Genomic DNA, 20472 nt, shown 5'->3' with positions numbered 1-20472 from the left:
ATTGCTCCGATCGCGATGGAAGAAGGTCTGCGCTTCGCAATCCGCGAAGGCGGCCGTACGGTCGGCGCCGGCGTCGTCGCCAAGATCATCGAGTAATTTCGACGATCCGCGGATCCCGACGGGATCCGCCATTCCGCGGTATGCAGTCCGTACCGTCGAAACCGGGTGCCCAGCTTGCGCTGGCACCCGGTTTTGTTTTTATGTGGCAAGAAAGCGAGGGGCGAGAAACTCGCACCACCGCTCCAGAATTTCGTGTAGAATCGCGGGCTTAGCAGTGGAAGTACTGTCCGGAACCTGATGCCTCGCTCCCCGCGGGCGTCATGTTTCACGTTCTTTTAGTGTCCGGCGATGCAACATCGCCTCGCTCTTTCCAAGGAATCGTCATGCAGCAACAGAAAATCCGCATTCGCCTGAAGGCATTCGACTATCGTCTGATCGATCAATCGGCTGCCGAGATCGTCGATACCGCGAAGCGGACTGGTGCAATCGTCCGTGGCCCGGTGCCGCTGCCGACGCGCATTCAGCGTTTTGACATCCTGCGTTCGCCGCACGTCAACAAGACGTCGCGCGATCAGCTCGAAATCCGTACCCACCAGCGCCTGATGGACATCGTCGATCCGACCGACAAGACGGTTGACGCGCTGATGAAGCTCGATCTGCCGGCTGGCGTCGACGTGGAAATCAAGCTGCAGTAAGGCTTCCGGCGCCGATCGGCTTGCCGGGCGGCGCTAAGTCTTTGATTGCTTGCGGAAAACGCGGGGTCGAGCTATAATGCTTGGCTTTTCGCGTATTCGCGTAAAAAAGTTGGGCCTTGCGTGCCCGGCATTTTGTAAATCAGCCCCGACCAATCGCAGTCGGGAATGGAGAAAATGATGAGCCTTGGACTCGTAGGTCGCAAGGTTGGCATGACCCGTATCTTCACGGCTGAAGGGGATTCGATTCCCGTCACCGTGCTGGACGTGTCGGACAACCGCGTGACGCAGATCAAGACTGTTGAAACCGACGGCTACACGGCCGTGCAGGTTGCATTCGGCTCCCGTCGTGCCTCGCGCGTGACGAAGCCGCTGGCAGGTCATCTCGCCAAAGCCGGTGTCGAAGCCGGTGAAATCCTCAAGGAATTCCGCATTGACGCGGCCAAGGCAGCTGAGCTGTCGAATGGCGCCGTGGTCGGTGCTGATCTTTTCGAAGTGGGCCAGAAGGTCGACGTGCAAGGCGTGTCGATCGGTAAGGGCTACGCCGGTACGATCAAGCGTTACAACTTCTCCTCCGGCCGTGCCACGCACGGTAACTCGCGCTCGCACAACGTGCCGGGCTCGATCGGTATGGCGCAGGATCCGGGTCGCGTTTTCCCGGGTAAACGCATGACGGGTCACATGGGTGACGTGACGGTGACGGTGCAGAACCTCGAAATCGCTCGTATCGACGCAGAGCGCAAGCTGCTGCTCGTGAAGGGTGCGATTCCGGGCGCGAAGGGTGGCAAGGTTTTTGTCACGCCGGCCGTCAAGACCAAGGGGGCGAAATAATGGAACTCAAGCTCCTGAACGAAAATGGTCAGGAAGGTGCAGTGGTCAACGCATCGGACGTCGTGTTCGGTCGTGACTACAACGAAGCGCTGATCCACCAGGTCGTCGTCGCTTACCAGGCGAATGCTCGCCAGGGTAACCGCGCACAGAAGGACCGTGAGCAAGTCAAGCACACGACCAAGAAGCCGTGGCGCCAGAAGGGTACGGGCCGCGCTCGTGCCGGTATGTCGTCGAGCCCGCTGTGGCGTGGCGGTGGTCGTATCTTCCCGAATTCGCCGGAAGAAAACTTCTCGCACAAGGTCAACAAGAAGATGCATCGCGCAGGTCTCTGCTCGATCTTCTCGCAGCTGGCCCGTGAAGGCCGTCTGTCGGTCGTCGAGGATATCGTCCTCGAAGCGCCGAAGACCAAGCTGCTGGCCGACAAATTCAAGACCATGGGTCTCGACTCCGTGCTGATCATCACCGACACGGTTGACGAAAACCTGTACCTGGCATCGCGCAACCTGCCGCACGTGGCAATTGTCGAGCCGCGCTACGCTGACCCGCTCTCGCTGATCTACTTCAAGAAAGTGCTGGTCACGAAGGCTGCGGTCGCCCAGATCGAGGAGTTGCTGTCATGAGCGAGATTCGCAAGAACGATCATCGTTTGATGCAGGTCCTGCTCGCACCGGTGATCTCGGAAAAGGCGACGCTGGTTGCCGACAAGAACGAGCAAGTCGTGTTCGAAGTCGCTCCGGATGCCACGAAGCAGGAAGTGAAGGCGGCTGTCGAGCTGCTGTTCAAGGTCGAAGTTGATTCCGTCAACGTGCTGGTTCAGAAGGGCAAGCAAAAGCGCTTTGGCCGTTCGATGGGCCGCCGCAAGGACGTGAAGAAGGCGTACGTTTGCCTGAAGCCCGGCCAGGAAATCAACTTTGAAGCGGAGGCCAAGTAATCATGGCAATCGTGAAAGTTAAGCCGACATCGCCGGGTCGCCGCGCGATGGTCAAGGTGGTCAACAAGAACCTGCACCAGGGCAAGCCGTTCGCGGCGCTGCTCGACTCGCAGAGCTCGACCGCCGGCCGTAACAACAACGGCCGTATCACCACGCGTCATAAGGGTGGTGGTCACAAGCAGCACTACCGTATCGTCGATTTCCGTCGCACGAAGGATGGCATTCCGGCAAAGGTCGAGCGTCTCGAGTACGACCCGAACCGTAGCGCGAACATCGCGCTGGTGCTCTACGCAGACGGCGAACGTCGCTACATCATCGCCCCGAAGGGCCTGACCGTCGGCCAACAGCTGATGTCGGGTTCGGAAGCGCCGATCCGTGCAGGCAACACGCTGCCGATCCGCAACATTCCGGTCGGTACGACGATCCACTGCATCGAGATGCTGCCGGGCAAGGGCGCGCAAATGGCGCGTTCGGCTGGCACGTCGGCCATGCTGCTCGCCCGTGAAGGCGTCTACGCGCAGGTTCGTCTGCGTTCGGGCGAAATCCGCCGCGTGCACATCGAGTGCCGTGCAACGATCGGTGAAGTCGGCAACGAAGAGCATAGCCTGCGCCAGATCGGCAAGGCTGGCGCGAACCGCTGGCGCGGTATCCGCCCGACGGTGCGTGGCGTTGCGATGAACCCGGTTGATCACCCGCACGGTGGTGGTGAGGGCAAGACGGCTGCAGGTCGCGATCCGGTTAGCCCGTGGGGTACTCCGGCTAAGGGTTATCGCACCCGTAGCAACAAGCGCACGACGACGATGATCGTCCAGCGCCGTCACAAGCGTTAAGGAGTAGGCAATGGCACGTTCTGTTAAAAAAGGTCCGTTCTGCGACGCCCATTTGCTGAAGAAAGTTGAGGCGGCTGCAGCTTCGCGCGACAAAAAGCCGATCAAGACCTGGTCGCGTCGCTCGACGATTCTGCCGGATTTCATCGGCCTGACGATCGCTGTTCACAACGGCCGTCAACACGTTCCGGTGTACATCTCGGAAAACATGGTCGGCCACAAGCTTGGCGAGTTCGCACTGACCCGTACGTTCAAGGGTCACGCAGCCGACAAGAAGGCCAAGAAATAAGGGGCAATCAAGATGGAAGTGAAAGCAATTCATCGCGGTGCCCGCATCTCGGCGCAAAAAACGCGCCTTGTGGCTGACCAGATCCGCGGTTTGCCGGTCGACAAGGCGCTGAACGTTCTGACGTTCTCGCCGAAGAAGGCGGCTGGCATCGTGAAGAAGGTTGTGCTGTCGGCAATCGCGAATGCGGAGCACAACGAAGGCGCCGATATCGACGAGCTCAAGATCAAGAGCATCTACGTCGACAAGGCTGCATCGCTCAAGCGTTTCACCGCGCGCGCCAAGGGCCGCGGTAACCGCATCGAGAAGCAATCCTGTCACATCACTGTGACGGTCGGGAATTAAGGAGCCATACGATGGGACAGAAAATTCATCCGACTGGCTTCCGCCTGGCTGTCAGCCGCAATTGGGCTTCGCGTTGGTACGCGAACAACAACAATTTCGCGGCGATGCTGCAGGAAGACATCGGTGTTCGTGAATACCTGAAGAAGAAGCTGAAGAACGCTTCGGTCGGTCGGGTCGTCATCGAGCGTCCGGCGAAGAACGCGCGCATTACGATTTACAGCTCGCGTCCGGGTGTGGTCATCGGCAAGAAGGGCGAGGATATCGAGCAGCTGAAGACGGAACTGCAACGCCGCATGGGCGTTCCGGTTCACGTCAACATCGAAGAAATCCGCAAGCCGGAAACCGATGCTCAGCTGATCGCTGACTCGATCACGCAACAGCTCGAGCGCCGGATCATGTTCCGTCGCGCGATGAAGCGTGCGATGCAGAACGCGATGCGTCTGGGTGCCCAGGGCATCAAGATCATGAGCGCGGGCCGTCTGAACGGTATCGAAATCGCTCGTACGGAGTGGTATCGCGAAGGTCGCGTGCCGCTTCACACGCTGCGTGCCGATATCGACTACGCGACTTCGGAAGCGAAGACGACTTACGGGATCATCGGCGTCAAGGTGTGGGTCTACAAGGGCGATACGCTCGGCCGCAACGACGCACCGGTGGTGGAAGAGGTAGCCGAAGACAAGCGTCCGCGTCGCAATGCGCGTCCGGGCGACCGTCGTCCGCGCCGTGACGGCGAAGGCGGCGCTCCGGGTGCTCGTCGTGGCGCACCGCGCCGCGGCGCCGGCAAGCCCGAAGACGGCAAGACTGGAGAATAACGATGCTGCAACCGAAACGCAGAAAGTATCGTAAAGAGCAGAAGGGTCGTAACACCGGCAAGGCGACGCGCGGCAACGCAGTGTCGTTCGGTGAATTCGGTCTGAAGGCGATCGGTCGCGGTCGTTTGACCGCACGCCAGATTGAAGCGGCGCGTCGTGCAATGACGCGTCACATCAAGCGTGGCGGCCGCATCTGGATCCGGATCTTCCCGGACAAGCCGATTTCGCAGAAGCCGGCCGAAGTGCGTATGGGTAACGGTAAGGGTAACCCGGAGTACTACGTCGCCGAGATCCAGCCGGGCAAGATGCTCTATGAAATGGACGGCGTAACCGAAGAACTGGCACGCGAAGCGTTCCGTCTGGCTGCAGCCAAGCTGCCGCTGAAGACGGCGTTCATCGTGCGCCAGCTCGGCGCCTAAGGAGAAAATATGAAGGCTTCCGAACTTCTCCAGAAAGACCAGGCCGCGCTCAACAAGGAGCTGGCGGACCTGCTGAAGGCGCAATTCGGCCTGCGCATGCAACTCGCGACCCAGCAGCTCACGAACACGAGCCAGCTGAAGAAGGTTCGTCGCGACATCGCACGTGTGCGGACCGTCATGACTCAGAAGGCGAACCAGAAATGAACGATAGCGTGAAAACCTCGCTGAAGCGGACGCTGGTCGGTCGGGTCGTCAGCAACAAGATGGACAAGACCGTCACCGTGCTGATCGAGCACCGCGTCAAGCACCCGATCTACGGCAAGTATGTCGTGCGTTCGAAGAAGTACCACGCGCACGATGAAGCGAACACCTACAACGAAGGCGATCTCGTCGAAATCCAGGAAACGCGTCCTGTTTCGAAGACGAAGGCCTGGACGGTTTCGCGCCTCGTCGAAGCAGCTCGCGTCATCTAAGCGGGCAGAGCAGTAGGCAGTAACAAGCACTTCTCCGCGAAGTGCTTGAAATCGCAAAGTATTTGCTTGCGTGACCAGGATTATTTGTTATAATCCTGGTCTTCCCTCTTTATGGGAGCCCCGTCGCGGGCGAAGTTGGTGGGGGAAGCGGACTGGCGCCTGCCTGTCCGAAAGATTCACCGAATTGCGATGGCGGGTTTCGTTTGCCGTCGCTGCTGTTCCAACCCAAGCAGCCGATTGGCTGACGGGACCAAGACTGACCGAATGCATCATGGTGGTGCATCCGGATTAAGTTGGGAAAGACAAACCATGATCCAGACCGAATCTCGGCTCGAAGTAGCCGACAACACGGGTGCACGTGAAGTCCTGTGCATCAAGGTGCTCGGCGGCTCGAAGCGTCGTTATGCCGGCATTGGCGACATCATCAAGGTGAGCGTCAAAGAGGCAACGCCGCGCGGGCGCGTGAAGAAAGGCGAAATTTACAACGCCGTGGTGGTCCGCACCGCCAAGGGCGTGCGCCGTCAAGACGGCTCGCTGATCAAGTTCGACGGCAACGCCGCTGTGCTTTTGAATAACAAGCTCGAGCCGATCGGCACCCGTATCTTCGGGCCGGTCACGCGTGAGCTGCGTAGCGAACGATTCATGAAGATCGTTTCGCTGGCGCCGGAAGTGCTGTAAGGAGTCGCGATGAACAAGATTCGCAAAGGTGACGAAGTCATCGTCGTCACTGGTAAGGACAAGGGCAAGCGCGGCGTCGTGCTGGCTGTCGGTGCAGAGCATGTGACGGTTGAAGGTATCAACCTCGTCAAGAAGCATGTGAAGCCGAACCCGATGAAGGGTACGACGGGTGGCGTGGAAGCGAAGACGATGCCCCTGCATATTTCGAACGTCGCACTGGTCGACGCGAATGGCAAGGCGTCGCGTGTTGGCATCAAGGTCGAGGAAGGCAAGAAGGTTCGCTTCCTGAAGACGACCGGTGCCGTACTGAGCGCCTGACGCAGCGGAGTAAAAAATGGCTCGTTTTCAAGAGTTTTACAAAGAAAAGGTTGTGCCCGGCCTGATCGAGAAGTTCGGTTACAAGTCGGTCATGGAAGTGCCGCGCATCACCAAGATCACGCTGAACATGGGTCTTGGCGAAGCGATCGCTGACAAGAAGATCATCGAGAACGCCGTTGGCGACCTCACGAAGATCGCTGGTCAGAAGCCGGTCGTGACGAAGGCACGCAAGGCAATCGCAGGCTTCAAGATCCGCCAGGGTTACCCGATCGGCGCGATGGTGACGCTGCGTGGCCGTGCCATGTACGAATTCCTCGACCGTTTCGTGACGGTTGCCCTGCCCCGCGTGCGTGACTTCCGCGGCGTGTCGGGTCGTGCTTTCGATGGCCGTGGCAACTACAACATCGGTGTGAAAGAGCAGATCATTTTCCCCGAAATCGACTACGACAAGATCGACGCACTGCGTGGGCTGAACATCAGCATCACGACGACTGCGAAGACCGACGACGAAGCAAAGGCTCTGCTCGCCAGCTTCAAGTTCCCGTTCAGAAACTGAGGTTACCGTGGCTAAACTGGCACTGATCGAACGTGAAAAGAAGCGCGCCCGCCTGGTCGCGAAGTTCGCAGCAAAGCGCGATGCGCTAAAGGCGATCGTCGAAGACCAAAGCAAGTCGGAAGAAGAGCGCTACGAAGCACGCCTTGAGCTGCAGCAACTGCCCCGCAACGCAAACCCGACCCGCCAGCGTAACCGCTGCGCGATCACGGGCCGTCCGCGTGGCACGTTCCGTAAATTCGGCCTCGCGCGTAACAAGATTCGTGAAATCGCATTCCGTGGCGAGATTCCTGGCCTGACCAAGGCGAGCTGGTAATAGGAGAAACGTAAATGAGCATGAGTGATCCTATCGCCGATATGCTGACTCGCATCCGCAACGCGCAGATGGTCGAGAAGGTATCGGTTGCGATGCCCTCGTCGAAGGTCAAGGTTGCAATCGCGCAAGTCCTGAAGGACGAAGGTTACATCGACGATTTCGCTGTCAAGGCGGAAGGTGCGAAGTCCGAACTGAATATCGCGCTGAAGTACTACGCGGGCCGCCCGGTCATCGAACGCCTCGAGCGCGTGTCGAAGCCTGGTCTGCGCGTGTACCGTGGCCGTAACGACATTCCGCAGGTCATGAACGGCCTCGGTGTGGCAATCGTGTCGACGCCGAAGGGCGTGATGACCGACCGCAAGGCGCGCGCTACCGGCGTCGGCGGCGAAGTCATCTGCTACGTCGCTTAAAGCCGAGGAGAGAGAAACATGTCTCGAGTAGGTAAGAGCCCGATCGCGCTGCAAGGCGCGGAAGTCAAGCTGGCCGACGGTGCAATCACCGTCAAGGGTCCGCTGGGCACCATCACGCAAGCGATCAATCCGCTCGTGAACGTGGCGAACAACGACGGCACGCTGAATCTGTCGCCGGTCGACGAAAGCCGCGAAGCAAATGCACTGTCGGGCACGATGCGCGCGATCATCGCGAATGCCGTGCACGGCGTGACCAAGGGTTTCGAGCGCAAGCTGACGCTGGTTGGCGTCGGTTACCGTGCGCAAGCGCAAGGCGACAAGCTGAACCTGTCGCTGGGTTTCTCGCACCCGGTGGTGCACCAGATGCCGGAAGGCGTCAAGGCCGAAACCCCGACGCAAACCGAAATCGTGATCAAGGGGATCAACAAGCAACAAGTCGGTCAAGTAGCTGCGGAAGTGCGCGGTTACCGTCCGCCGGAGCCCTACAAGGGCAAGGGCGTGCGTTATTCCGACGAGGTTGTGATCCTCAAAGAAACGAAGAAGAAGTAAGGGTGCGCAATCATGGATAAGACTCAATCTCGCCTGCGCCGCGCTCGCCAGACGCGTATCAAGATCGCTGAGCTGCAGGTCGCGCGTCTCGCCGTGCATCGCACGAACACGCACATCTACGCTCAAGTGTTCTCGCCGTGCGGCACCAAGGTGCTCGCCAGCGCGTCGACGCTCGAGGCAGAAGTGCGTGCCGAGCTCGCCGACAAGTCGGGCAAGGGTGGCAACGTTAACGCCGCGACGCTGATCGGCAAGCGTATTGCCGAGAAGGCCAAGGCCGCCGGCATCGAATCCGTCGCCTTCGACCGCTCGGGCTTCCGCTACCACGGCCGCGTGAAAGCGCTGGCTGAGGCAGCTCGTGAAGCTGGGCTCAAGTTCTAAGGAAGGAATTCGTCATGGCAAAGATGCAAGCGAAAGTTCAGGCTGACGAGCGCGACGACGGCCTTCGTGAAAAGATGATTTCGGTCAACCGCGTGACCAAGGTCGTGAAGGGTGGCCGTATTCTCGGCTTCGCCGCACTGACCGTGGTTGGCGACGGCGATGGCCGCATCGGTATGGGCAAGGGCAAGGCGAAGGAAGTGCCGGTCGCTGTCCAGAAGGCAATGGAACAAGCTCGCCGCAACATGTTCAAGGTGCCGCTCAAGAACGGCACGCTGCAGCACGAAGTGCACGGCAAGCACGGCGCGTCCGCCGTCCTCCTCGCTCCGGCGAAGGCAGGTACGGGCGTGATCGCCGGCGGCCCGATGCGCGCAGTGTTCGACGTGATGGGCGTTCAGAACGTTGTGGCGAAGAGCCACGGTTCGACGAACCCGTACAACCTCGTTCGTGCCACGCTGGACGGTCTGCGCAAGCAGTCCACCCCGGCAGACATCGCGGCGAAGCGCGGCAAGTCCGTCGAAGAAATTTTGGGCTAAGCCCGGGTGGTCACCATGTCTGAAAAAACTGTCAAGGTTCAGCTCGTTAAGAGCCTGATCGGGACCCGCGAATCGCACCGCGCGACCGTGCGTGGCCTGGGCCTGCGCCGACTCAACTCGGTCAGCGAGCTTCAGGACACGCCGGCGGTCCGCGGCATGATCAACAAGGTCTCGTACCTCGTTAAGGTCATCGCGTAAGCGGCCCTACGGATCAAGGAGTTGATATGGAATTGAATAACCTGAAGCCGGCAGCTGGCGCCAAGCACGCCAAGCGTCGCGTCGGCCGTGGCATCGGTTCGGGCCTCGGCAAGACGGCTGGCCGTGGTCACAAGGGTCAGAAATCGCGTTCGGGCGGCTTCCACAAAGTCGGTTTCGAAGGCGGTCAGATGCCGCTGCAACGTCGTCTGCCGAAGCGCGGCTTCACGTCGCTGACGAAGGAATTCGTCGGTGAAGTGCGCCTGGGCGACCTCGAGAAGCTGCCGGTCGACGAGATCGATCTGCTCGCACTGAAGCAAGCCGGCCTGGTCGGTGAGCTGACGAAGAGCGCAAAGATCATCGCGACGGGCGAACTGAAGCGCAAGATCGTCGTGAAGGGTCTCGGTGCCACCAAGGGTGCGCGCGCTGCGATCGAAGCGGCTGGCGGTTCGTTCGCCGAGTGACACGCGTAGCGCGTCGTCACTTGCATTCATCGGAGAAGGTACTTGGCTAACAGCCCGAGTCTTGCAAAACCCGGTCGAAGCACGGCGAAATTCGGCGATCTGCGCCGGCGAGCAATGTTCTTGCTCCTGGCGCTGATCGTCTATCGCATCGGCGCGCACATCCCCGTGCCGGGCATCGATCCGGATCAACTGGCTAAGCTGTTCCAGAGCCAGGCGGGCGGCATCCTGGGCATGTTCAACATGTTCTCGGGTGGCGCGCTTTCCCGCTTCACGATCTTTGCGCTGGGGATCATGCCGTACATCTCGGCGTCGATCATCATGCAGTTGCTGGCGATCGTATCGCCGCAGCTCGAGGCGCTGAAGAAGGAAGGGCAGGCAGGGCAACGGAAGATCACGCAGTACACGCGGTATTTCACCGTGGTGCTCGCGACCTTCCAGGCGTTCGGTATCGCGGCTGCGCTGGAAAACCAGCCGGGCCTCGTCACCGATCCCGGCATGCTGTTCCGTCTGACGACGGTCGTGACGCTGGTTACCGGCACGATGTTCCTGATGTGGCTCGGCGAGCAGATTACCGAGCGTGGTCTGGGCAACGGTATCTCGATCATCATCTTCGGCGGGATCGCAGCAGGGTTCCCGAATGCCGTCGGTGGGTTGTTCGAGCTGGTGCGTACGGGTTCGATGAGCATCATTTCGGCGATCATCATCGTCGTTCTGATTGCCGCGGTGACTTACCTGGTCGTGTTCATCGAACGCGGTCAGCGCAAGATCCTCGTGAACTACGCGAAGCGCCAGGTCGGTAACAAGATCTACGGTGGGCAGTCGTCGCATCTGCCGCTGAAGCTGAACATGTCGGGTGTGATTCCGCCGATCTTCGCATCGTCGATCATTCTGTTCCCGGCAACGATTCTCGGCTGGTTCAGTACCGGTCAGCCGACGGGAAGCTGGATTTCCAATACGTTGCATAACGTTGCGGAAGCGCTGAAGCCGGGCCAGCCGGTCTACGTGCTGCTGTACACGCTGGCGATCGTGTTTTTCTGCTTCTTCTACACCGCACTGGTGTTCAACAGCAGGGAAACCGCAGATAACCTGAAGAAAAGCGGCGCGTTTGTTCCGGGCATCCGTCCGGGCGATCAGACCGCACGATATATCGACCGCATCCTCACGCGTCTGACGCTGGCCGGTGCGATCTACATCGTCTTCGTGTGTCTGCTGCCGGAGTTTCTGGTGCTGCGCTGGAACGTGCCGTTTTATTTTGGTGGAACGTCGCTGCTGATCATTGTCGTCGTCACGATGGACTTTATGGCGCAGGTGCAGTCGTACGTTATGTCGCAACAGTATGAGTCGCTGCTCAAGAAGGCCAACTTCAAGGGCGGCAACATCCCAACGCGTTAATAAGGACTATGGCCAAAGACGATGTAATCCAGATGCAAGGTGAGGTGATCGAAAACCTCCCGAATGCGACCTTCCGTGTGAAGCTGGAAAACGGCCATGTCGTGTTGGGGCATATCTCCGGAAAGATGCGGATGCACTACATCCGCATTCTCCCGGGCGACAAGGTGACGGTTGAATTGACGCCTTACGATCTGTCTCGTGCGCGGATCGTGTTCCGGGCGAAGTGATTTGAAAAAAGGGTATTATCATGAAAGTGATGGCATCGGTTAAGCGCATTTGCCGCAATTGCAAGATCATCAAGCGCAAAGGCGTCGTTCGCGTGATCTGCAGCTCGGATCCGCGCCACAAGCAGCGCCAAGGCTGACCGCGCGTTTGTTTGCGCTTTTTGTTTGAGGAAAAACAATGGCTCGTATCGCAGGGGTTAACATCCCGAATCACCAGCATACCGAGATCGGCCTGACGGCTATCTTTGGTATCGGCCGCACCCGTTCGCGCAGCATCTGCGTGGCAGCTGGCGTCGATTTTTCGAAGAAGGTCAAGGACTTGACCGACGCAGACTTGGAAAAGCTGCGTGAAGAAGTGGGCAAGTTTGTCGTCGAAGGCGATCTGCGCCGTGAAGTGACGATGAACATCAAGCGCCTGATGGACCTCGGTTGCTACCGTGGTGTTCGTCATCGCAAGGGCCTGCCGATGCGCGGTCAGCGTACGCGTACGAACGCACGTACTCGCAAGGGTCCGCGTCGTGCAGCGCAAGCGCTGAAGAAGTAAGCGGAACTGACAGTTACAGGAAAACGTAATGGCTAAGGCTTCGAACACCGCGGCGCAACGCGTTCGCAAGAAGGTTAAGAAGAACGTCGCTGAAGGCGTGGTTCACGTTCACGCGTCGTTCAACAATACGATCATCACGATCACCGATCGCCAAGGCAACGCTCTGGCATGGGCGACGTCGGGCGGTCAGGGCTTCAAGGGCTCGCGCAAATCGACGCCGTTCGCTGCCCAGGTCGCAGCCGAGTCGGCTGGCCGCGTCGCGATGGAATACGGCGTGAAGAATCTGGAAGTGCGGATCAAGGGTCCCGGCCCGGGTCGTGAGTCGGCAGTGCGCGCACTGCACGGCCTCGGCATCAAGATCACCGCGATTTCGGACGTCACCCCGATTCCGCACAACGGCTGCCGTCCGCCGAAGCGTCGTCGTATCTAAAGATGTGCTGGCACGTTCGTGCTAGCACATTGCCTGTCGCCGCTCAGCGTCGACGGGCGTTGCTTTTTTGATTGACTAAGCCCACCGTTCGCCCCAAAGGGAGCGGACTAGCGCGGATTTCGATCCGCGTGACTGATTGATAAAGGAATGCAAAGTGGCACGTTATATCGGCCCCAAAGCCAAGCTGTCCCGCCGTGAAGGCACCGACCTGTTCCTGAAGAGCGCACGCCGCTCGCTCGCCGACAAGTGCAAGCTCGACAGCAAGCCGGGTCAGCACGGCCGTACCTCGGGCGCACGTACGTCCGACTACGGTACGCAGCTGCGCGAAAAGCAGAAGGTCAAGCGTATCTACGGCGTGCTGGAGCGTCAGTTCCGCCGCTACTTCGCTGAAGCCGACCGCCGCAAGGGCAACACGGGTGAAAACCTGCTGCAACTGCTCGAGTCGCGCCTCGACAACGTCGTGTATCGCATGGGCTTCGGCTCGACCCGCGCTGAAGCGCGTCAGCTGGTGAGCCACAAGTCGATCACCGTGAACGGCGTCGTCGCGAACGTCCCGTCGCAGCAAGTGAAGGCAGGCGACGTCGTCGCGATCCGCGAAAAGGCGAAGAAGCAGGCGCGTATCGTCGAAGCGCTGTCGCTGGCCGAGCAAGGCGGCATGCCGAGCTGGGTTGCAGTCGATGCGAAGAAGTTTGAAGGCACGTTCAAGCAAATGCCGGAACGCGCTGAAATCGCAGGCGACATCAACGAAAGCCTGATCGTCGAATTGTATTCGCGTTAATCCGATTGACGGCCGAGGTACCCCGATTGCGTTGCGCAAGGAGGGGCCTCGGCTGTTTATTTTCTGGTTGTTACCGGTCAGCCTTATCGGTGTAACGAGCCGAGGGTATTGAAGAGGAAAGCCCATGCAAACCAGTTTGCTGAAACCCAAGATCATCGCCGTGGAATCGCTGGGCGAGAACCACGCGAGGGTGGTCATGGAACCGTTCGAACGCGGTTACGGCCACACCTTGGGCAATGCGCTTCGCCGCGTGCTGCTGTCGTCGATGGTTGGCTACGCGCCGACCGAAGTGACGATCGCGGGCGTGGTGCACGAGTACTCGACGCTGGATGGCGTGCAGGAAGACGTCGTCAACCTGCTGCTGAACCTGAAGGGCGTGGTGTTCAAGCTGCATAACCGTGACGAAGTGACGGTTACGCTGCGCAAGGAAGGTGAAGGCGTTGTCACGGCCGGCGATATCGAGCTGGCTCACGACTGCGAAGTCATCAACCCGAATCACGTGATTGCGCACCTGTCGAAGGGCGGCAAGCTCGACGTTCAGATCAAGATCGAAAAGGGTCGCGGCTACGTGCCCGGCAACGTCCGTCGCTACGGCGAAGACACGGCCAAGATCATCGGCCGCATCGTCCTCGACGCATCGTTCTCGCCGGTTCGCCGCGTGAGCTACGCTGTCGAAAGCGCACGGGTCGAGCAGCGTACCGACCTCGACAAGCTCGTGATGAACATCGAGACGAGCGGTGTGATCACGCCGGAAGAAGCGATCCGTCAATCGGCCCGCATCCTGGTCGACCAGCTGTCCGTGTTCGCGGCGCTGGAAGGTACGGAAACGGCAGCCGAAGCGCCGTCGCGTGCACCGCAGATCGATCCGATCCTGCTGCGTCCGGTGGACGATCTCGAGCTGACGGTTCGTTCGGCGAACTGCCTGAAGGCCGAGAACATCTACTACATCGGCGACTTGATCCAGCGCACGGAAAACGAGCTGCTGAAGACGCCGAACCTCGGTCGCAAGTCGCTCAACGAGATCAAGGAAGTGCTCGCTTCGCGCGGTCTCACGCTGGGCATGAAGCTCGAGAACTGGCCGCCGGCTGGTCTCGACAAGTAAGCCCGGTTGTTGCTGTAGTTGGCAAAGATGCGGATTTTCCTTTAAAATCCGCATCTTGCTTTTTTTCGTTACCGGCCCGTGCACCCGTCGAGGTGCGATAGAAGAGCTGGATCAAAACTTTGAATCAAGGAAACTGAAATGCGCCATCGTCATGGTTTGCGGAAACTGAACCGCACGAGCAGCCACCGCCTGGCTATGCTCCGTAACATGTCCAACTCGCTGATCGAACACGAAGTCATCAAGACGACGCTGCCGAAGGCGAAGGAACTCCGTAAAGTCGTCGAGCCGCTGATCACGCTCGGCAAGAAGCCGTCGCTGGCAAACCGTCGCCTGGCGTTCAACCGCCTGCGCGATCGTGACTCGGTGGCGAAGCTGTTCGACGTACTCGGTCCGCGTTTCGCGAACCGTCCGGGCGGCTACCTGCGCGTGCTGAAGTTCGGCTTCCGCGTGGGCGACAACGCACCGATGGCACTGGTCGAGCTGCTCGATCGTCCGGAAGTCGACGAAACGGAAAACGTGCAAGAAGCTGAGTAAGCTTCCGGTACGCAGCAGTATCTGAAAGGGGCCGAGCAATTGCTTGGCCCTTTTTGTTTTTCCGGCACCGGCTGCGATCGATTGTCGCAGGGCGGTGCCGGCAGCGTTGTGCGGGCTGCGCTACGATACGGGGCAGCCGGCGCGCTCCCCAGGTGGGCAATCCGCGTCGGCAGGAGCCAATGGACCAGCCTGGAGGGCGCGGATGATAGTGGTGCTGATGCTGACGACGGTGCCCGATGCCGAGACCGCCAAGGTGCTTTCAGACGGTGCGCTCGATGCGCGGCTTGCCGCGTGCGTGTCGGAGCTCGGTGCGATCAGGTCGCGCTATCACTGGCAGGGCAAGGTCGAAACGGCCGACGAGATCCAGTTGCTGTTCAAGACGAGCCCCATGCGGGCGCTCGAACTGGAGCGATTTATTCTCGCGCATCATCCTTACGAGACGCCCGAAATCGTCTCGTGGCAGGCGACGGCATCGGCCGCGTACGGTCAGTGGGTGACGAGCGAAACTCAACGTCTATTTCATGTTTAACGGTATGGCGCTTCCCGTGCGCGTGCGCGCGCTGCGGTTCCTCGCAGTCCTGTTGTCGTTCATGTTCGTGCTGGGCGGCATGTCGCTCGCGCGCGCGGCCGACGATTTTCTCGATCCGTCGGTTGCGTTCAAGTTCAGTGCGAGCGAATCGCCGGGGCAGGTGGACGTCCGCTTCAAGGTCGCCAACGGTTATTACCTGTACCGTGAGCGGTTTGCGTTCGCGGTGAAGAACGGCCAGGCGACGCTCGGCGATCCGCAGTTCCCGGCCGGCCACGTGAAGTTCGACCAGACGTTCCAGAAAAACGTCGAGACCTACCGTGACGAAGTCGTCGTGCACGTGCCCGTCAAGCAGGCGTCGGGCCCGTTCGAGCTCGCGGTGACGTCGCAGGGGTGCGCGGACGAAGGCATCTGCTATCCGCCGGCCGAGCACGTCGTGAAGGTCGATGGCGCCGCGCTGGGCGCCGCCTCGTCGTCCGGCGATACGGCTGCCGCGGGCAGCTGGTTCGACAAGGTCACGAGCGCCGATTTCGCACAGTCGCTGCTCGAAGGGCATGGTTTCTTCACGATCGTCGCACTGTACTTCGTCGCGGGCGTCGTGCTGAGCCTCCTGCCGTGTTCGTACCCGATGATCCCGATCGTGTCGGCGATCATCATCGGCCAGGGCACGCGCGCGACGCATGCGCGCGGCTTCGCACTGTCGCTGACCTACGTGGTGGGCATGGCGCTGGTCTACACGGTGCTCGGCATCGCCGCGGCACTGGTCGGCCAGAGCCTTGGTGCGTGGCTACAGAACCCATGGGTGCTCGGCGCGTTCGGCGTGCTGCTGACAGCGTTCGCCGTCTCGCTGATTTCAGGCAAGGACATCGCGCTGCCCGCGCGCTGGCAGAATGGCGCGGCCGAGGCATCGAGCGCGCGCCAGGGCGGCCATTTCGTTGCGGTCGCGGCGATGGGCGCGCTGTCCGCGCTGGTCGTCGGCGCATGCATGACGGCGCCGCTGTTCGCGGTGCTCGCCTTCATCGCGCACACGGGCAATGCGCTGCTCGGCGGCGCCGCGCTGTTCGCGATGGGGTTGGGGCTGGGCGTGCCACTGCTGGTCGTCGGCGTCGGTGCCGGGACGGTGCTGCCGCGCGCCGGTGCATGGATGGATGGCGTGAAGGTGTTCTTCGGCATCGTGCTGCTCGCGGCCGCGCTGTGGATCGTATGGCCGGTGCTTGCGGGTGGCCTGAGGATGGTGCTCGCTGCGTTGTGGCTGCTGATCGCGGCTGCTGCGCTCGGCCTGTTCACGCCGAATGCCGGCGCCACGTCTATCTGGCGTCGCCTCGGCCGTGGCGTAGGTGCCGCGCTCGCGATCTGGGCGGCCACGCTGCTCGTCGGCCTGGCTGCGGGGTCGACCGATCCGGTGAAGCCGCTGGCGGTGCTGGCGGCACGTACGGTTGCGTCAGGCGGCGCTGCGACGGCAGGTGCGGCTGCAGCGCAGGACGGGCCTGCATTCGCATCGGTGCGCTCGAGTGGCGAACTCGACGCGCTGCTGAAGACGTCGGGCCAGCCGGTGATGCTCGACTTCTATGCCGACTGGTGCGTGAGCTGCAAGGAGATGGAGCATCTGACGTTTACCGACGCGCGCGTGCAGGCGCGGCTCGCGCAGCTTCACCTGGTGCGTGCGGACGTCACCGCGAACAACCCTGACGACCGGGCGCTGCTGAAGCGTTTCAACCTGTTCGGGCCGCCGGGCATCATCTTCTTCGATCGCAACGGCAACGAGATCGGGCGCGTGGTTGGCTATCAGGCCGCTGAGACGTTCCTGCGCAGCCTCGACCGGGCGGCGGTCCCGACGGTATGACCCTGCCTCTGTAAGGTGCGTGCCGCGAACCGGTGTGCTTGCGTGGCATGAGCTGACGATCGACAAGGGCAGGCGGCCCGATCGAAGGCAAAAAAACGGCGGGACACCGAAGTGTCCCGCCGTTTTTCTTTCCGCCTGCCGGCGGGCAATCAGCGTTGCGCTTTCAACAGACGCGCCGCGTCGAGTGCGAAGTACGTGAGCACGCCGTCGGCGCCCGCCCGCTTGAACGCGAGCAGCGATTCCAGCACGACCTTGTCGTGGTCGAGCCAGCCATTCATCGCGGCGGCCTTCAGCATCGCGTATTCGCCGCTCACCTGGTACACGTAGGTCGGGAAGCGGAACTCGTCCTTCACGCGGCGCACGATGTCGAGGTATGGCATGCCGGGCTTGACCATCACCATGTCGGCGCCTTCGTCGATGTCCAGGCGCACTTCTCGCAGCGCTTCGTCACTGTTCGCCGGATCCATCTGGTAGGTCATCTTGTTGCCCTTGCCCAGGTTGGAGGCCGAGCCGACTGCATCGCGGAACGGGCCGTAGAACGCCGACGCGAACTTGGCCGAATAGGCCATGATTCGCGTGTGGATATGGCCGTCGCTTTCCAGCATTTCGCGGATCGCGCCGATGCGGCCGTCCATCATGTCCGACGGCGCGACGATGTCGACGCCGGCTTCCGCCTGCGCGCGCGCCTGGTCGATCAGGATCTCGATCGTGTCGTCGTTGATCACGTAGCCGTTCTCGTCGAGCACGCCGTCCTGGCCGTGGCTCGTGTACGGATCGAGTGCGACGTCGGTCAGCACGCCGAGTTCGGGGAAGCGCTTCTTCAGCTCGCGCACCGCGCGCGGGATCAGGCCTTCCGGATTGGCCGCCTCGCGGCCGTCAGGCGTTTTCACCGACGGCTCGATGGCCGGGAACAGCGACAGCACGGGCACACCGAGTTCGACGCACTGCTCGGCGACCTGCATCAGCAGATCGACGGACACGCGTTCGACGCCGGGCATCGACGGCACCGGCTGCCGTTCGTGGGTGCCTTCGACGACGAACACCGGATAGATCAGGTCATCGGTGGTCAGGCGGTTTTCGCGCATCAGGCGGCGGGAGAAGTCGTCGCGGCGCATCCGGCGCGGACGATGAAGCGGATGGAAGCTCATGGCGATTGGGTAGAAATCAGGGCAGTAAGACCTTACGGAACCCTTAGGTCATTTTCGGGAGCGTTGGTATATGATAGCGATCGAGCGGCACGCGTCGCGTGCAACTCCCCGCTTCTCCTCCCTGAGCGGGTGCCTGTCGTTTTTCGATTAGGCTGTTTGACCCGCCGTTCAACGGCGGGTTTTTTTATGAGCCGGCCGAAACCGCAGGCGCCGTCAGGTGCGCGCCGCCGATCCCGGCCGCGCGCTGCCCGATCATTGTGCTACAGGCTCGCTTTTTTCGTCGGCGGCGGACGGCCGCACCCAGCTCTCGATCAGCTCGTGCGCCTCGTCCAGCCCCGTGCGCTTCATTGCCGAGAACAGCTGAACCGTCAGCTTGCCCTGGACACCCTGATCGCGATACGCATCGAGCCCCTTTTGCGTGGTCCGCAGCGCGTTGATGCTTTCCTGTCGCGTCAATTTGTCGCACTTCGTCAGCAGCGTGTGGATCGGCTTGCCGGTCGGCACGAACCACTCGATCATGCGGCGATCGAGGTCGGTCAACGGACGGCGCGAATCCATCATCAGAATCAGGCCGCAAAGCTGCGAGCGGGTCGCGAGGTAGGACGACAGCAGCATTTCCCAGTGCGCCTTGGCGGCACCGGGCACCTCCGCATAGCCGTAGCCGGGCAGGTCGACGAGATTCGCGACGGGCTCGGCGGCCGGGCCGACGGAGAAGTAGTTGATATGCTGCGTGCGGCCGGGCGTCTTCGACGCGAAGGCGAGCCGCTTCTGGTTGCACAGCACGTTGATCGCCGTCGACTTGCCGGCATTCGAGCGGCCCGCGAACGCGATTTCCGGCTGGACCGTCGGCGGCAGGTCGCGCAGATGGTTGACGGTCGTGTAAAAGCGGGCTTGATGGAGCAGAAAGGCCATGGGAACCGGAAGGACGGGCGGCGCGAGCCGCTTGGTGGAGGCGGGGTAGCCCCGATAGGCGCGGGAGCTTTCAACACGATATTGTACAATACGGCGGTTTTACCGAAGGCTACCGGGCGCCTGCCTCGCACTTTTATGTAGCTTCTGCGGTAGACTGAACGCCGTCGTTTTTTGCAGAACCTCAAATTCCCACAAGACGAAACAGGGTGTGCGAATGAATCGACTGTGCAAGTCTCTGATGGTGCTTCAGGTTGCAGCAGGGTTCGTAGGTTTCGTGGCGGAGGCAAACGCGGCGGATGCGGCAAAGCCGGATCTCGACCGTGGCAAGGCAATTGCCGGGCAGGTTTGTGCGTCGTGTCACGGCACCGACGGCAATAGCGCGTCGGGCAGTTTCCCGAAGCTTGCCGGCCAGCATCCCGAATATCTGGTCAAGCAGTTGAACGACTTCAAGACGCAGCCGGGCGCGAAGGGGCCGGCGCGCTCCAACGCGGTCATGGTCGGATTCGCGAGCGCGCTGAGCGCGGACGACATGCGTAACGTCGCTGCGTACTACGGGTCGCAGACGACAAAGCTCGGCACCGCACGCGATGCGGCCACCGTGCCGATCGGCCAGAAGATCTATCGCGGTGGCATCGCGGAGAAGGGCGTACCCGCCTGCGCGAGCTGCCACGGGCCGACAGGGCAGGGGATTCCGGTCCAGTACCCGCGGCTGTCGGGGCAATGGGCCGATTACACGGTCGCGCAGTTGACCGCGTTCCAGCAGGGTGCCGGCGCGCGCAACAACAACGAGGCGATGCATCAGATCGCATCGCGGCTGTCGGACAACGAGATCAAGGCCGTCGCGGATTACATCGCGGGCCTGCGTTGAGCGGTCAGCCGCGAATGGAATGACCGGGCGCCCGAAGGGCGGCCGGAGTCAGAACAAGAAAAGGGTGGGGCGCCGCACTGTTGCGGTCGCCTTGCCCTTTTTTGTTGTCAGCACTCGCCGGGCCGAGCCAGGACGACGAGGCATGCCGGAAATGGGGGCTG

At 61.1% G+C, this 20472-nt stretch carries 34 protein-coding genes and 1 pseudogene; 33 read left to right on the top strand and 2 right to left on the bottom strand.

Going from position 1 to position 20472, the window contains the following annotated elements; translation table 11 throughout:
* The 32 genes and pseudogenes from HWX39_RS34640 to dsbD form a co-directional block, all read left to right on the top strand.
* Positions 1 to 96: pseudogene (locus tag HWX39_RS34640) on the top strand (elongation factor Tu); the annotation flags it as partial.
* Between the two features lie 287 nt (positions 97 to 383).
* Positions 384 to 695 carry a 30S ribosomal protein S10 gene (gene rpsJ, locus HWX39_RS34635; protein ID WP_004199280.1) on the top strand — a complete coding sequence of 104 codons (312 nt, stop codon included), beginning with the start codon at positions 384 to 386 and terminating at the stop codon, positions 693 to 695.
* 177 nt (positions 696 to 872) lie between these two features.
* Positions 873 to 1523 (top strand): 50S ribosomal protein L3, encoded by a 651-nt coding sequence (gene rplC, locus HWX39_RS34630; protein ID WP_006482922.1) that lies wholly within the window; start codon positions 873 to 875, stop codon positions 1521 to 1523.
* Entirely contained in the window at positions 1523 to 2143 is a 621-nt protein-coding gene (rplD, locus tag HWX39_RS34625; protein WP_040143046.1) for a 50S ribosomal protein L4, read from the top strand. The genes rplC and rplD overlap by 1 nt, the downstream gene beginning before the upstream one ends.
* Positions 2140 to 2454, top strand: coding sequence for a 50S ribosomal protein L23 (rplW, locus tag HWX39_RS34620; protein WP_004199275.1), 315 nt, complete (start codon positions 2140 to 2142; stop codon positions 2452 to 2454). Before rplD ends, rplW begins: the two co-directional genes overlap by 4 nt.
* Positions 2455 to 2456: 2 nt before the next feature.
* Positions 2457 to 3284 carry a 50S ribosomal protein L2 gene (gene rplB / locus HWX39_RS34615; protein ID WP_006482900.1) on the top strand — a complete coding sequence of 276 codons (828 nt, stop codon included), beginning with the start codon at positions 2457 to 2459 and terminating at the stop codon, positions 3282 to 3284.
* A 10-nt stretch (positions 3285 to 3294) separates the two neighbouring features.
* Positions 3295 to 3570, top strand: coding sequence for a 30S ribosomal protein S19 (rpsS, locus tag HWX39_RS34610; protein WP_004199273.1), 276 nt, complete (start codon positions 3295 to 3297; stop codon positions 3568 to 3570).
* Between the two features lie 12 nt (positions 3571 to 3582).
* The gene (gene rplV / locus HWX39_RS34605; RefSeq protein WP_004199272.1) at positions 3583 to 3912 is read left to right on the top strand and encodes a 50S ribosomal protein L22; all 330 of its coding nucleotides are present in this window, start codon (positions 3583 to 3585) and stop codon (positions 3910 to 3912) included.
* Between the two features lie 11 nt (positions 3913 to 3923).
* Positions 3924 to 4724 carry a 30S ribosomal protein S3 gene (gene rpsC / locus HWX39_RS34600; protein ID WP_006482899.1) on the top strand — a complete coding sequence of 267 codons (801 nt, stop codon included), beginning with the start codon at positions 3924 to 3926 and terminating at the stop codon, positions 4722 to 4724.
* A gap of 2 nt (positions 4725 to 4726) precedes the next feature.
* The gene (gene rplP, locus HWX39_RS34595) at positions 4727 to 5143 is read left to right on the top strand and encodes a 50S ribosomal protein L16 (protein WP_006482873.1); all 417 of its coding nucleotides are present in this window, start codon (positions 4727 to 4729) and stop codon (positions 5141 to 5143) included.
* 9 nt (positions 5144 to 5152) lie between these two features.
* Positions 5153 to 5347, top strand: coding sequence for a 50S ribosomal protein L29 (rpmC, locus tag HWX39_RS34590; RefSeq protein ID WP_006400652.1), 195 nt, complete (start codon positions 5153 to 5155; stop codon positions 5345 to 5347).
* On the top strand, positions 5344 to 5616 hold the full coding sequence (gene rpsQ, locus HWX39_RS34585; protein ID WP_006477189.1) for a 30S ribosomal protein S17: 273 nt from the start codon (positions 5344 to 5346) through the stop codon (positions 5614 to 5616). Before rpmC ends, rpsQ begins: the two co-directional genes overlap by 4 nt.
* Before the next feature lie 309 nt (positions 5617 to 5925).
* Positions 5926 to 6294, top strand: a complete 369-nt coding sequence (gene rplN, locus HWX39_RS34580; RefSeq protein ID WP_006482918.1) for a 50S ribosomal protein L14 — start codon at positions 5926 to 5928, stop codon at positions 6292 to 6294.
* A 9-nt stretch (positions 6295 to 6303) separates the two neighbouring features.
* Positions 6304 to 6612 carry a 50S ribosomal protein L24 gene (gene rplX / locus HWX39_RS34575; protein WP_006477187.1) on the top strand — a complete coding sequence of 103 codons (309 nt, stop codon included), beginning with the start codon at positions 6304 to 6306 and terminating at the stop codon, positions 6610 to 6612.
* A gap of 16 nt (positions 6613 to 6628) precedes the next feature.
* Complete coding sequence (gene rplE, locus HWX39_RS34570; protein WP_006482882.1) at positions 6629 to 7168, top strand: 50S ribosomal protein L5; 540 nt, start codon at positions 6629 to 6631, stop codon at positions 7166 to 7168.
* Positions 7169 to 7175: 7 nt separating this feature from the next.
* Positions 7176 to 7481, top strand: a complete 306-nt coding sequence (rpsN, locus tag HWX39_RS34565) for a 30S ribosomal protein S14 (RefSeq protein WP_011350676.1) — start codon at positions 7176 to 7178, stop codon at positions 7479 to 7481.
* Between the two features lie 14 nt (positions 7482 to 7495).
* Entirely contained in the window at positions 7496 to 7891 is a 396-nt protein-coding gene (rpsH, locus tag HWX39_RS34560; protein ID WP_006477185.1) for a 30S ribosomal protein S8, read from the top strand.
* Between the two features lie 18 nt (positions 7892 to 7909).
* Positions 7910 to 8440, top strand: coding sequence for a 50S ribosomal protein L6 (gene rplF, locus HWX39_RS34555; protein WP_006758786.1), 531 nt, complete (start codon positions 7910 to 7912; stop codon positions 8438 to 8440).
* Between the two features lie 12 nt (positions 8441 to 8452).
* The gene (gene rplR, locus HWX39_RS34550) at positions 8453 to 8818 is read left to right on the top strand and encodes a 50S ribosomal protein L18 (RefSeq protein ID WP_006477183.1); all 366 of its coding nucleotides are present in this window, start codon (positions 8453 to 8455) and stop codon (positions 8816 to 8818) included.
* A 14-nt stretch (positions 8819 to 8832) separates the two neighbouring features.
* Positions 8833 to 9351: a 30S ribosomal protein S5 gene (gene rpsE / locus HWX39_RS34545; RefSeq protein ID WP_006482895.1), complete on the top strand. Its 519-nt coding sequence runs from the start codon at positions 8833 to 8835 to the stop codon at positions 9349 to 9351.
* Positions 9352 to 9366: 15 nt separating this feature from the next.
* On the top strand, positions 9367 to 9549 hold the full coding sequence (rpmD, locus tag HWX39_RS34540; RefSeq protein WP_006400644.1) for a 50S ribosomal protein L30: 183 nt from the start codon (positions 9367 to 9369) through the stop codon (positions 9547 to 9549).
* A 26-nt stretch (positions 9550 to 9575) separates the two neighbouring features.
* A complete protein-coding gene (gene rplO, locus HWX39_RS34535) occupies positions 9576 to 10010 on the top strand; it encodes a 50S ribosomal protein L15 (protein WP_006482880.1) in 435 nt (144 codons plus the stop codon).
* Between the two features lie 42 nt (positions 10011 to 10052).
* On the top strand, positions 10053 to 11402 hold the full coding sequence (secY, locus tag HWX39_RS34530; protein WP_072443819.1) for a preprotein translocase subunit SecY: 1350 nt from the start codon (positions 10053 to 10055) through the stop codon (positions 11400 to 11402).
* A gap of 8 nt (positions 11403 to 11410) precedes the next feature.
* On the top strand, positions 11411 to 11629 hold the full coding sequence (infA, locus tag HWX39_RS34525; protein ID WP_004521905.1) for a translation initiation factor IF-1: 219 nt from the start codon (positions 11411 to 11413) through the stop codon (positions 11627 to 11629).
* A 20-nt stretch (positions 11630 to 11649) separates the two neighbouring features.
* Positions 11650 to 11766 carry a 50S ribosomal protein L36 gene (rpmJ, locus tag HWX39_RS34520; protein WP_004199844.1) on the top strand — a complete coding sequence of 39 codons (117 nt, stop codon included), beginning with the start codon at positions 11650 to 11652 and terminating at the stop codon, positions 11764 to 11766.
* A 38-nt stretch (positions 11767 to 11804) separates the two neighbouring features.
* A complete protein-coding gene (rpsM, locus tag HWX39_RS34515) occupies positions 11805 to 12170 on the top strand; it encodes a 30S ribosomal protein S13 (protein ID WP_006400641.1) in 366 nt (121 codons plus the stop codon).
* Between the two features lie 28 nt (positions 12171 to 12198).
* Entirely contained in the window at positions 12199 to 12600 is a 402-nt protein-coding gene (gene rpsK, locus HWX39_RS34510) for a 30S ribosomal protein S11 (protein WP_004197937.1), read from the top strand.
* Between the two features lie 154 nt (positions 12601 to 12754).
* Positions 12755 to 13378: a 30S ribosomal protein S4 gene (gene rpsD, locus HWX39_RS34505; RefSeq protein ID WP_006477177.1), complete on the top strand. Its 624-nt coding sequence runs from the start codon at positions 12755 to 12757 to the stop codon at positions 13376 to 13378.
* Between the two features lie 124 nt (positions 13379 to 13502).
* Positions 13503 to 14480 (top strand): DNA-directed RNA polymerase subunit alpha, encoded by a 978-nt coding sequence (gene rpoA, locus HWX39_RS34500; RefSeq protein ID WP_006477176.1) that lies wholly within the window; start codon positions 13503 to 13505, stop codon positions 14478 to 14480.
* A 138-nt stretch (positions 14481 to 14618) separates the two neighbouring features.
* On the top strand, positions 14619 to 15014 hold the full coding sequence (gene rplQ / locus HWX39_RS34495; protein ID WP_006477175.1) for a 50S ribosomal protein L17: 396 nt from the start codon (positions 14619 to 14621) through the stop codon (positions 15012 to 15014).
* A 202-nt stretch (positions 15015 to 15216) separates the two neighbouring features.
* Complete coding sequence (gene cutA, locus HWX39_RS34490; RefSeq protein ID WP_175972011.1) at positions 15217 to 15543, top strand: divalent-cation tolerance protein CutA; 327 nt, start codon at positions 15217 to 15219, stop codon at positions 15541 to 15543.
* On the top strand, positions 15536 to 17383 hold the full coding sequence (dsbD, locus tag HWX39_RS34485; protein WP_175972008.1) for a protein-disulfide reductase DsbD: 1848 nt from the start codon (positions 15536 to 15538) through the stop codon (positions 17381 to 17383). Before cutA ends, dsbD begins: the two co-directional genes overlap by 8 nt.
* Before the next feature lie 149 nt (positions 17384 to 17532).
* Here dsbD and hemB read toward each other — a convergent pair whose 3' ends face one another.
* Together hemB and yihA are read right to left on the bottom strand one after the other, a co-directional pair.
* A complete protein-coding gene (hemB, locus tag HWX39_RS34480) occupies positions 17533 to 18531 on the bottom strand; it encodes a porphobilinogen synthase (protein WP_089439041.1) in 999 nt (332 codons plus the stop codon).
* 252 nt (positions 18532 to 18783) lie between these two features.
* Entirely contained in the window at positions 18784 to 19443 is a 660-nt protein-coding gene (yihA, locus tag HWX39_RS34475; RefSeq protein WP_021161737.1) for a ribosome biogenesis GTP-binding protein YihA/YsxC, read from the bottom strand.
* Between the two features lie 214 nt (positions 19444 to 19657).
* On the opposite strand from yihA, the gene HWX39_RS34470 reads away from it, so the two are divergent.
* Positions 19658 to 20311: a c-type cytochrome gene (locus HWX39_RS34470; protein ID WP_175972010.1), complete on the top strand. Its 654-nt coding sequence runs from the start codon at positions 19658 to 19660 to the stop codon at positions 20309 to 20311.
* Positions 20312 to 20472 lie beyond the last annotated feature (161 nt).

Source organism: Burkholderia sp. BCC0322 (genome assembly GCF_902833045.1).
Taxonomy (GTDB): Bacteria; Pseudomonadota; Gammaproteobacteria; order Burkholderiales; family Burkholderiaceae; genus Burkholderia.
The sequence above is the reverse complement of the archived record's forward strand: the minus strand, read 5'-3'. Positions and strand labels throughout refer to the sequence as shown.

Coding starts and splice junctions, on each gene's coding strand:
- rpsJ (WP_004199280.1), top strand. CDS start 384: ATGCAGCAACAGAAAATCCGCATTCGCCTGAAGGCATTCGACTATCGT.
- rplC (WP_006482922.1), top strand. CDS start 873: ATGAGCCTTGGACTCGTAGGTCGCAAGGTTGGCATGACCCGTATCTTC.
- rplD (WP_040143046.1), top strand. CDS start 1,523: ATGGAACTCAAGCTCCTGAACGAAAATGGTCAGGAAGGTGCAGTGGTC.
- rplW (WP_004199275.1), top strand. CDS start 2,140: ATGAGCGAGATTCGCAAGAACGATCATCGTTTGATGCAGGTCCTGCTC.
- rplB (WP_006482900.1), top strand. CDS start 2,457: ATGGCAATCGTGAAAGTTAAGCCGACATCGCCGGGTCGCCGCGCGATG.
- rpsS (WP_004199273.1), top strand. CDS start 3,295: ATGGCACGTTCTGTTAAAAAAGGTCCGTTCTGCGACGCCCATTTGCTG.
- rplV (WP_004199272.1), top strand. CDS start 3,583: ATGGAAGTGAAAGCAATTCATCGCGGTGCCCGCATCTCGGCGCAAAAA.
- rpsC (WP_006482899.1), top strand. CDS start 3,924: ATGGGACAGAAAATTCATCCGACTGGCTTCCGCCTGGCTGTCAGCCGC.
- rplP (WP_006482873.1), top strand. CDS start 4,727: ATGCTGCAACCGAAACGCAGAAAGTATCGTAAAGAGCAGAAGGGTCGT.
- rpmC (WP_006400652.1), top strand. CDS start 5,153: ATGAAGGCTTCCGAACTTCTCCAGAAAGACCAGGCCGCGCTCAACAAG.
- rpsQ (WP_006477189.1), top strand. CDS start 5,344: ATGAACGATAGCGTGAAAACCTCGCTGAAGCGGACGCTGGTCGGTCGG.
- rplN (WP_006482918.1), top strand. CDS start 5,926: ATGATCCAGACCGAATCTCGGCTCGAAGTAGCCGACAACACGGGTGCA.
- rplX (WP_006477187.1), top strand. CDS start 6,304: ATGAACAAGATTCGCAAAGGTGACGAAGTCATCGTCGTCACTGGTAAG.
- rplE (WP_006482882.1), top strand. CDS start 6,629: ATGGCTCGTTTTCAAGAGTTTTACAAAGAAAAGGTTGTGCCCGGCCTG.
- rpsH (WP_006477185.1), top strand. CDS start 7,496: ATGAGCATGAGTGATCCTATCGCCGATATGCTGACTCGCATCCGCAAC.
- rplF (WP_006758786.1), top strand. CDS start 7,910: ATGTCTCGAGTAGGTAAGAGCCCGATCGCGCTGCAAGGCGCGGAAGTC.
- rplR (WP_006477183.1), top strand. CDS start 8,453: ATGGATAAGACTCAATCTCGCCTGCGCCGCGCTCGCCAGACGCGTATC.
- rpsE (WP_006482895.1), top strand. CDS start 8,833: ATGGCAAAGATGCAAGCGAAAGTTCAGGCTGACGAGCGCGACGACGGC.
- rpmD (WP_006400644.1), top strand. CDS start 9,367: ATGTCTGAAAAAACTGTCAAGGTTCAGCTCGTTAAGAGCCTGATCGGG.
- rplO (WP_006482880.1), top strand. CDS start 9,576: ATGGAATTGAATAACCTGAAGCCGGCAGCTGGCGCCAAGCACGCCAAG.
- infA (WP_004521905.1), top strand. CDS start 11,411: ATGGCCAAAGACGATGTAATCCAGATGCAAGGTGAGGTGATCGAAAAC.
- rpmJ (WP_004199844.1), top strand. CDS start 11,650: ATGAAAGTGATGGCATCGGTTAAGCGCATTTGCCGCAATTGCAAGATC.
- rpsM (WP_006400641.1), top strand. CDS start 11,805: ATGGCTCGTATCGCAGGGGTTAACATCCCGAATCACCAGCATACCGAG.
- rpsK (WP_004197937.1), top strand. CDS start 12,199: ATGGCTAAGGCTTCGAACACCGCGGCGCAACGCGTTCGCAAGAAGGTT.
- rpoA (WP_006477176.1), top strand. CDS start 13,503: ATGCAAACCAGTTTGCTGAAACCCAAGATCATCGCCGTGGAATCGCTG.
- rplQ (WP_006477175.1), top strand. CDS start 14,619: ATGCGCCATCGTCATGGTTTGCGGAAACTGAACCGCACGAGCAGCCAC.
- cutA (WP_175972011.1), top strand. CDS start 15,217: ATGATAGTGGTGCTGATGCTGACGACGGTGCCCGATGCCGAGACCGCC.
- dsbD (WP_175972008.1), top strand. CDS start 15,536: ATGTTTAACGGTATGGCGCTTCCCGTGCGCGTGCGCGCGCTGCGGTTC.
- hemB (WP_089439041.1), bottom strand. CDS start 18,531: ATGAGCTTCCATCCGCTTCATCGTCCGCGCCGGATGCGCCGCGACGAC.
- yihA (WP_021161737.1), bottom strand. CDS start 19,443: ATGGCCTTTCTGCTCCATCAAGCCCGCTTTTACACGACCGTCAACCAT.
- HWX39_RS34470 (WP_175972010.1), top strand. CDS start 19,658: ATGAATCGACTGTGCAAGTCTCTGATGGTGCTTCAGGTTGCAGCAGGG.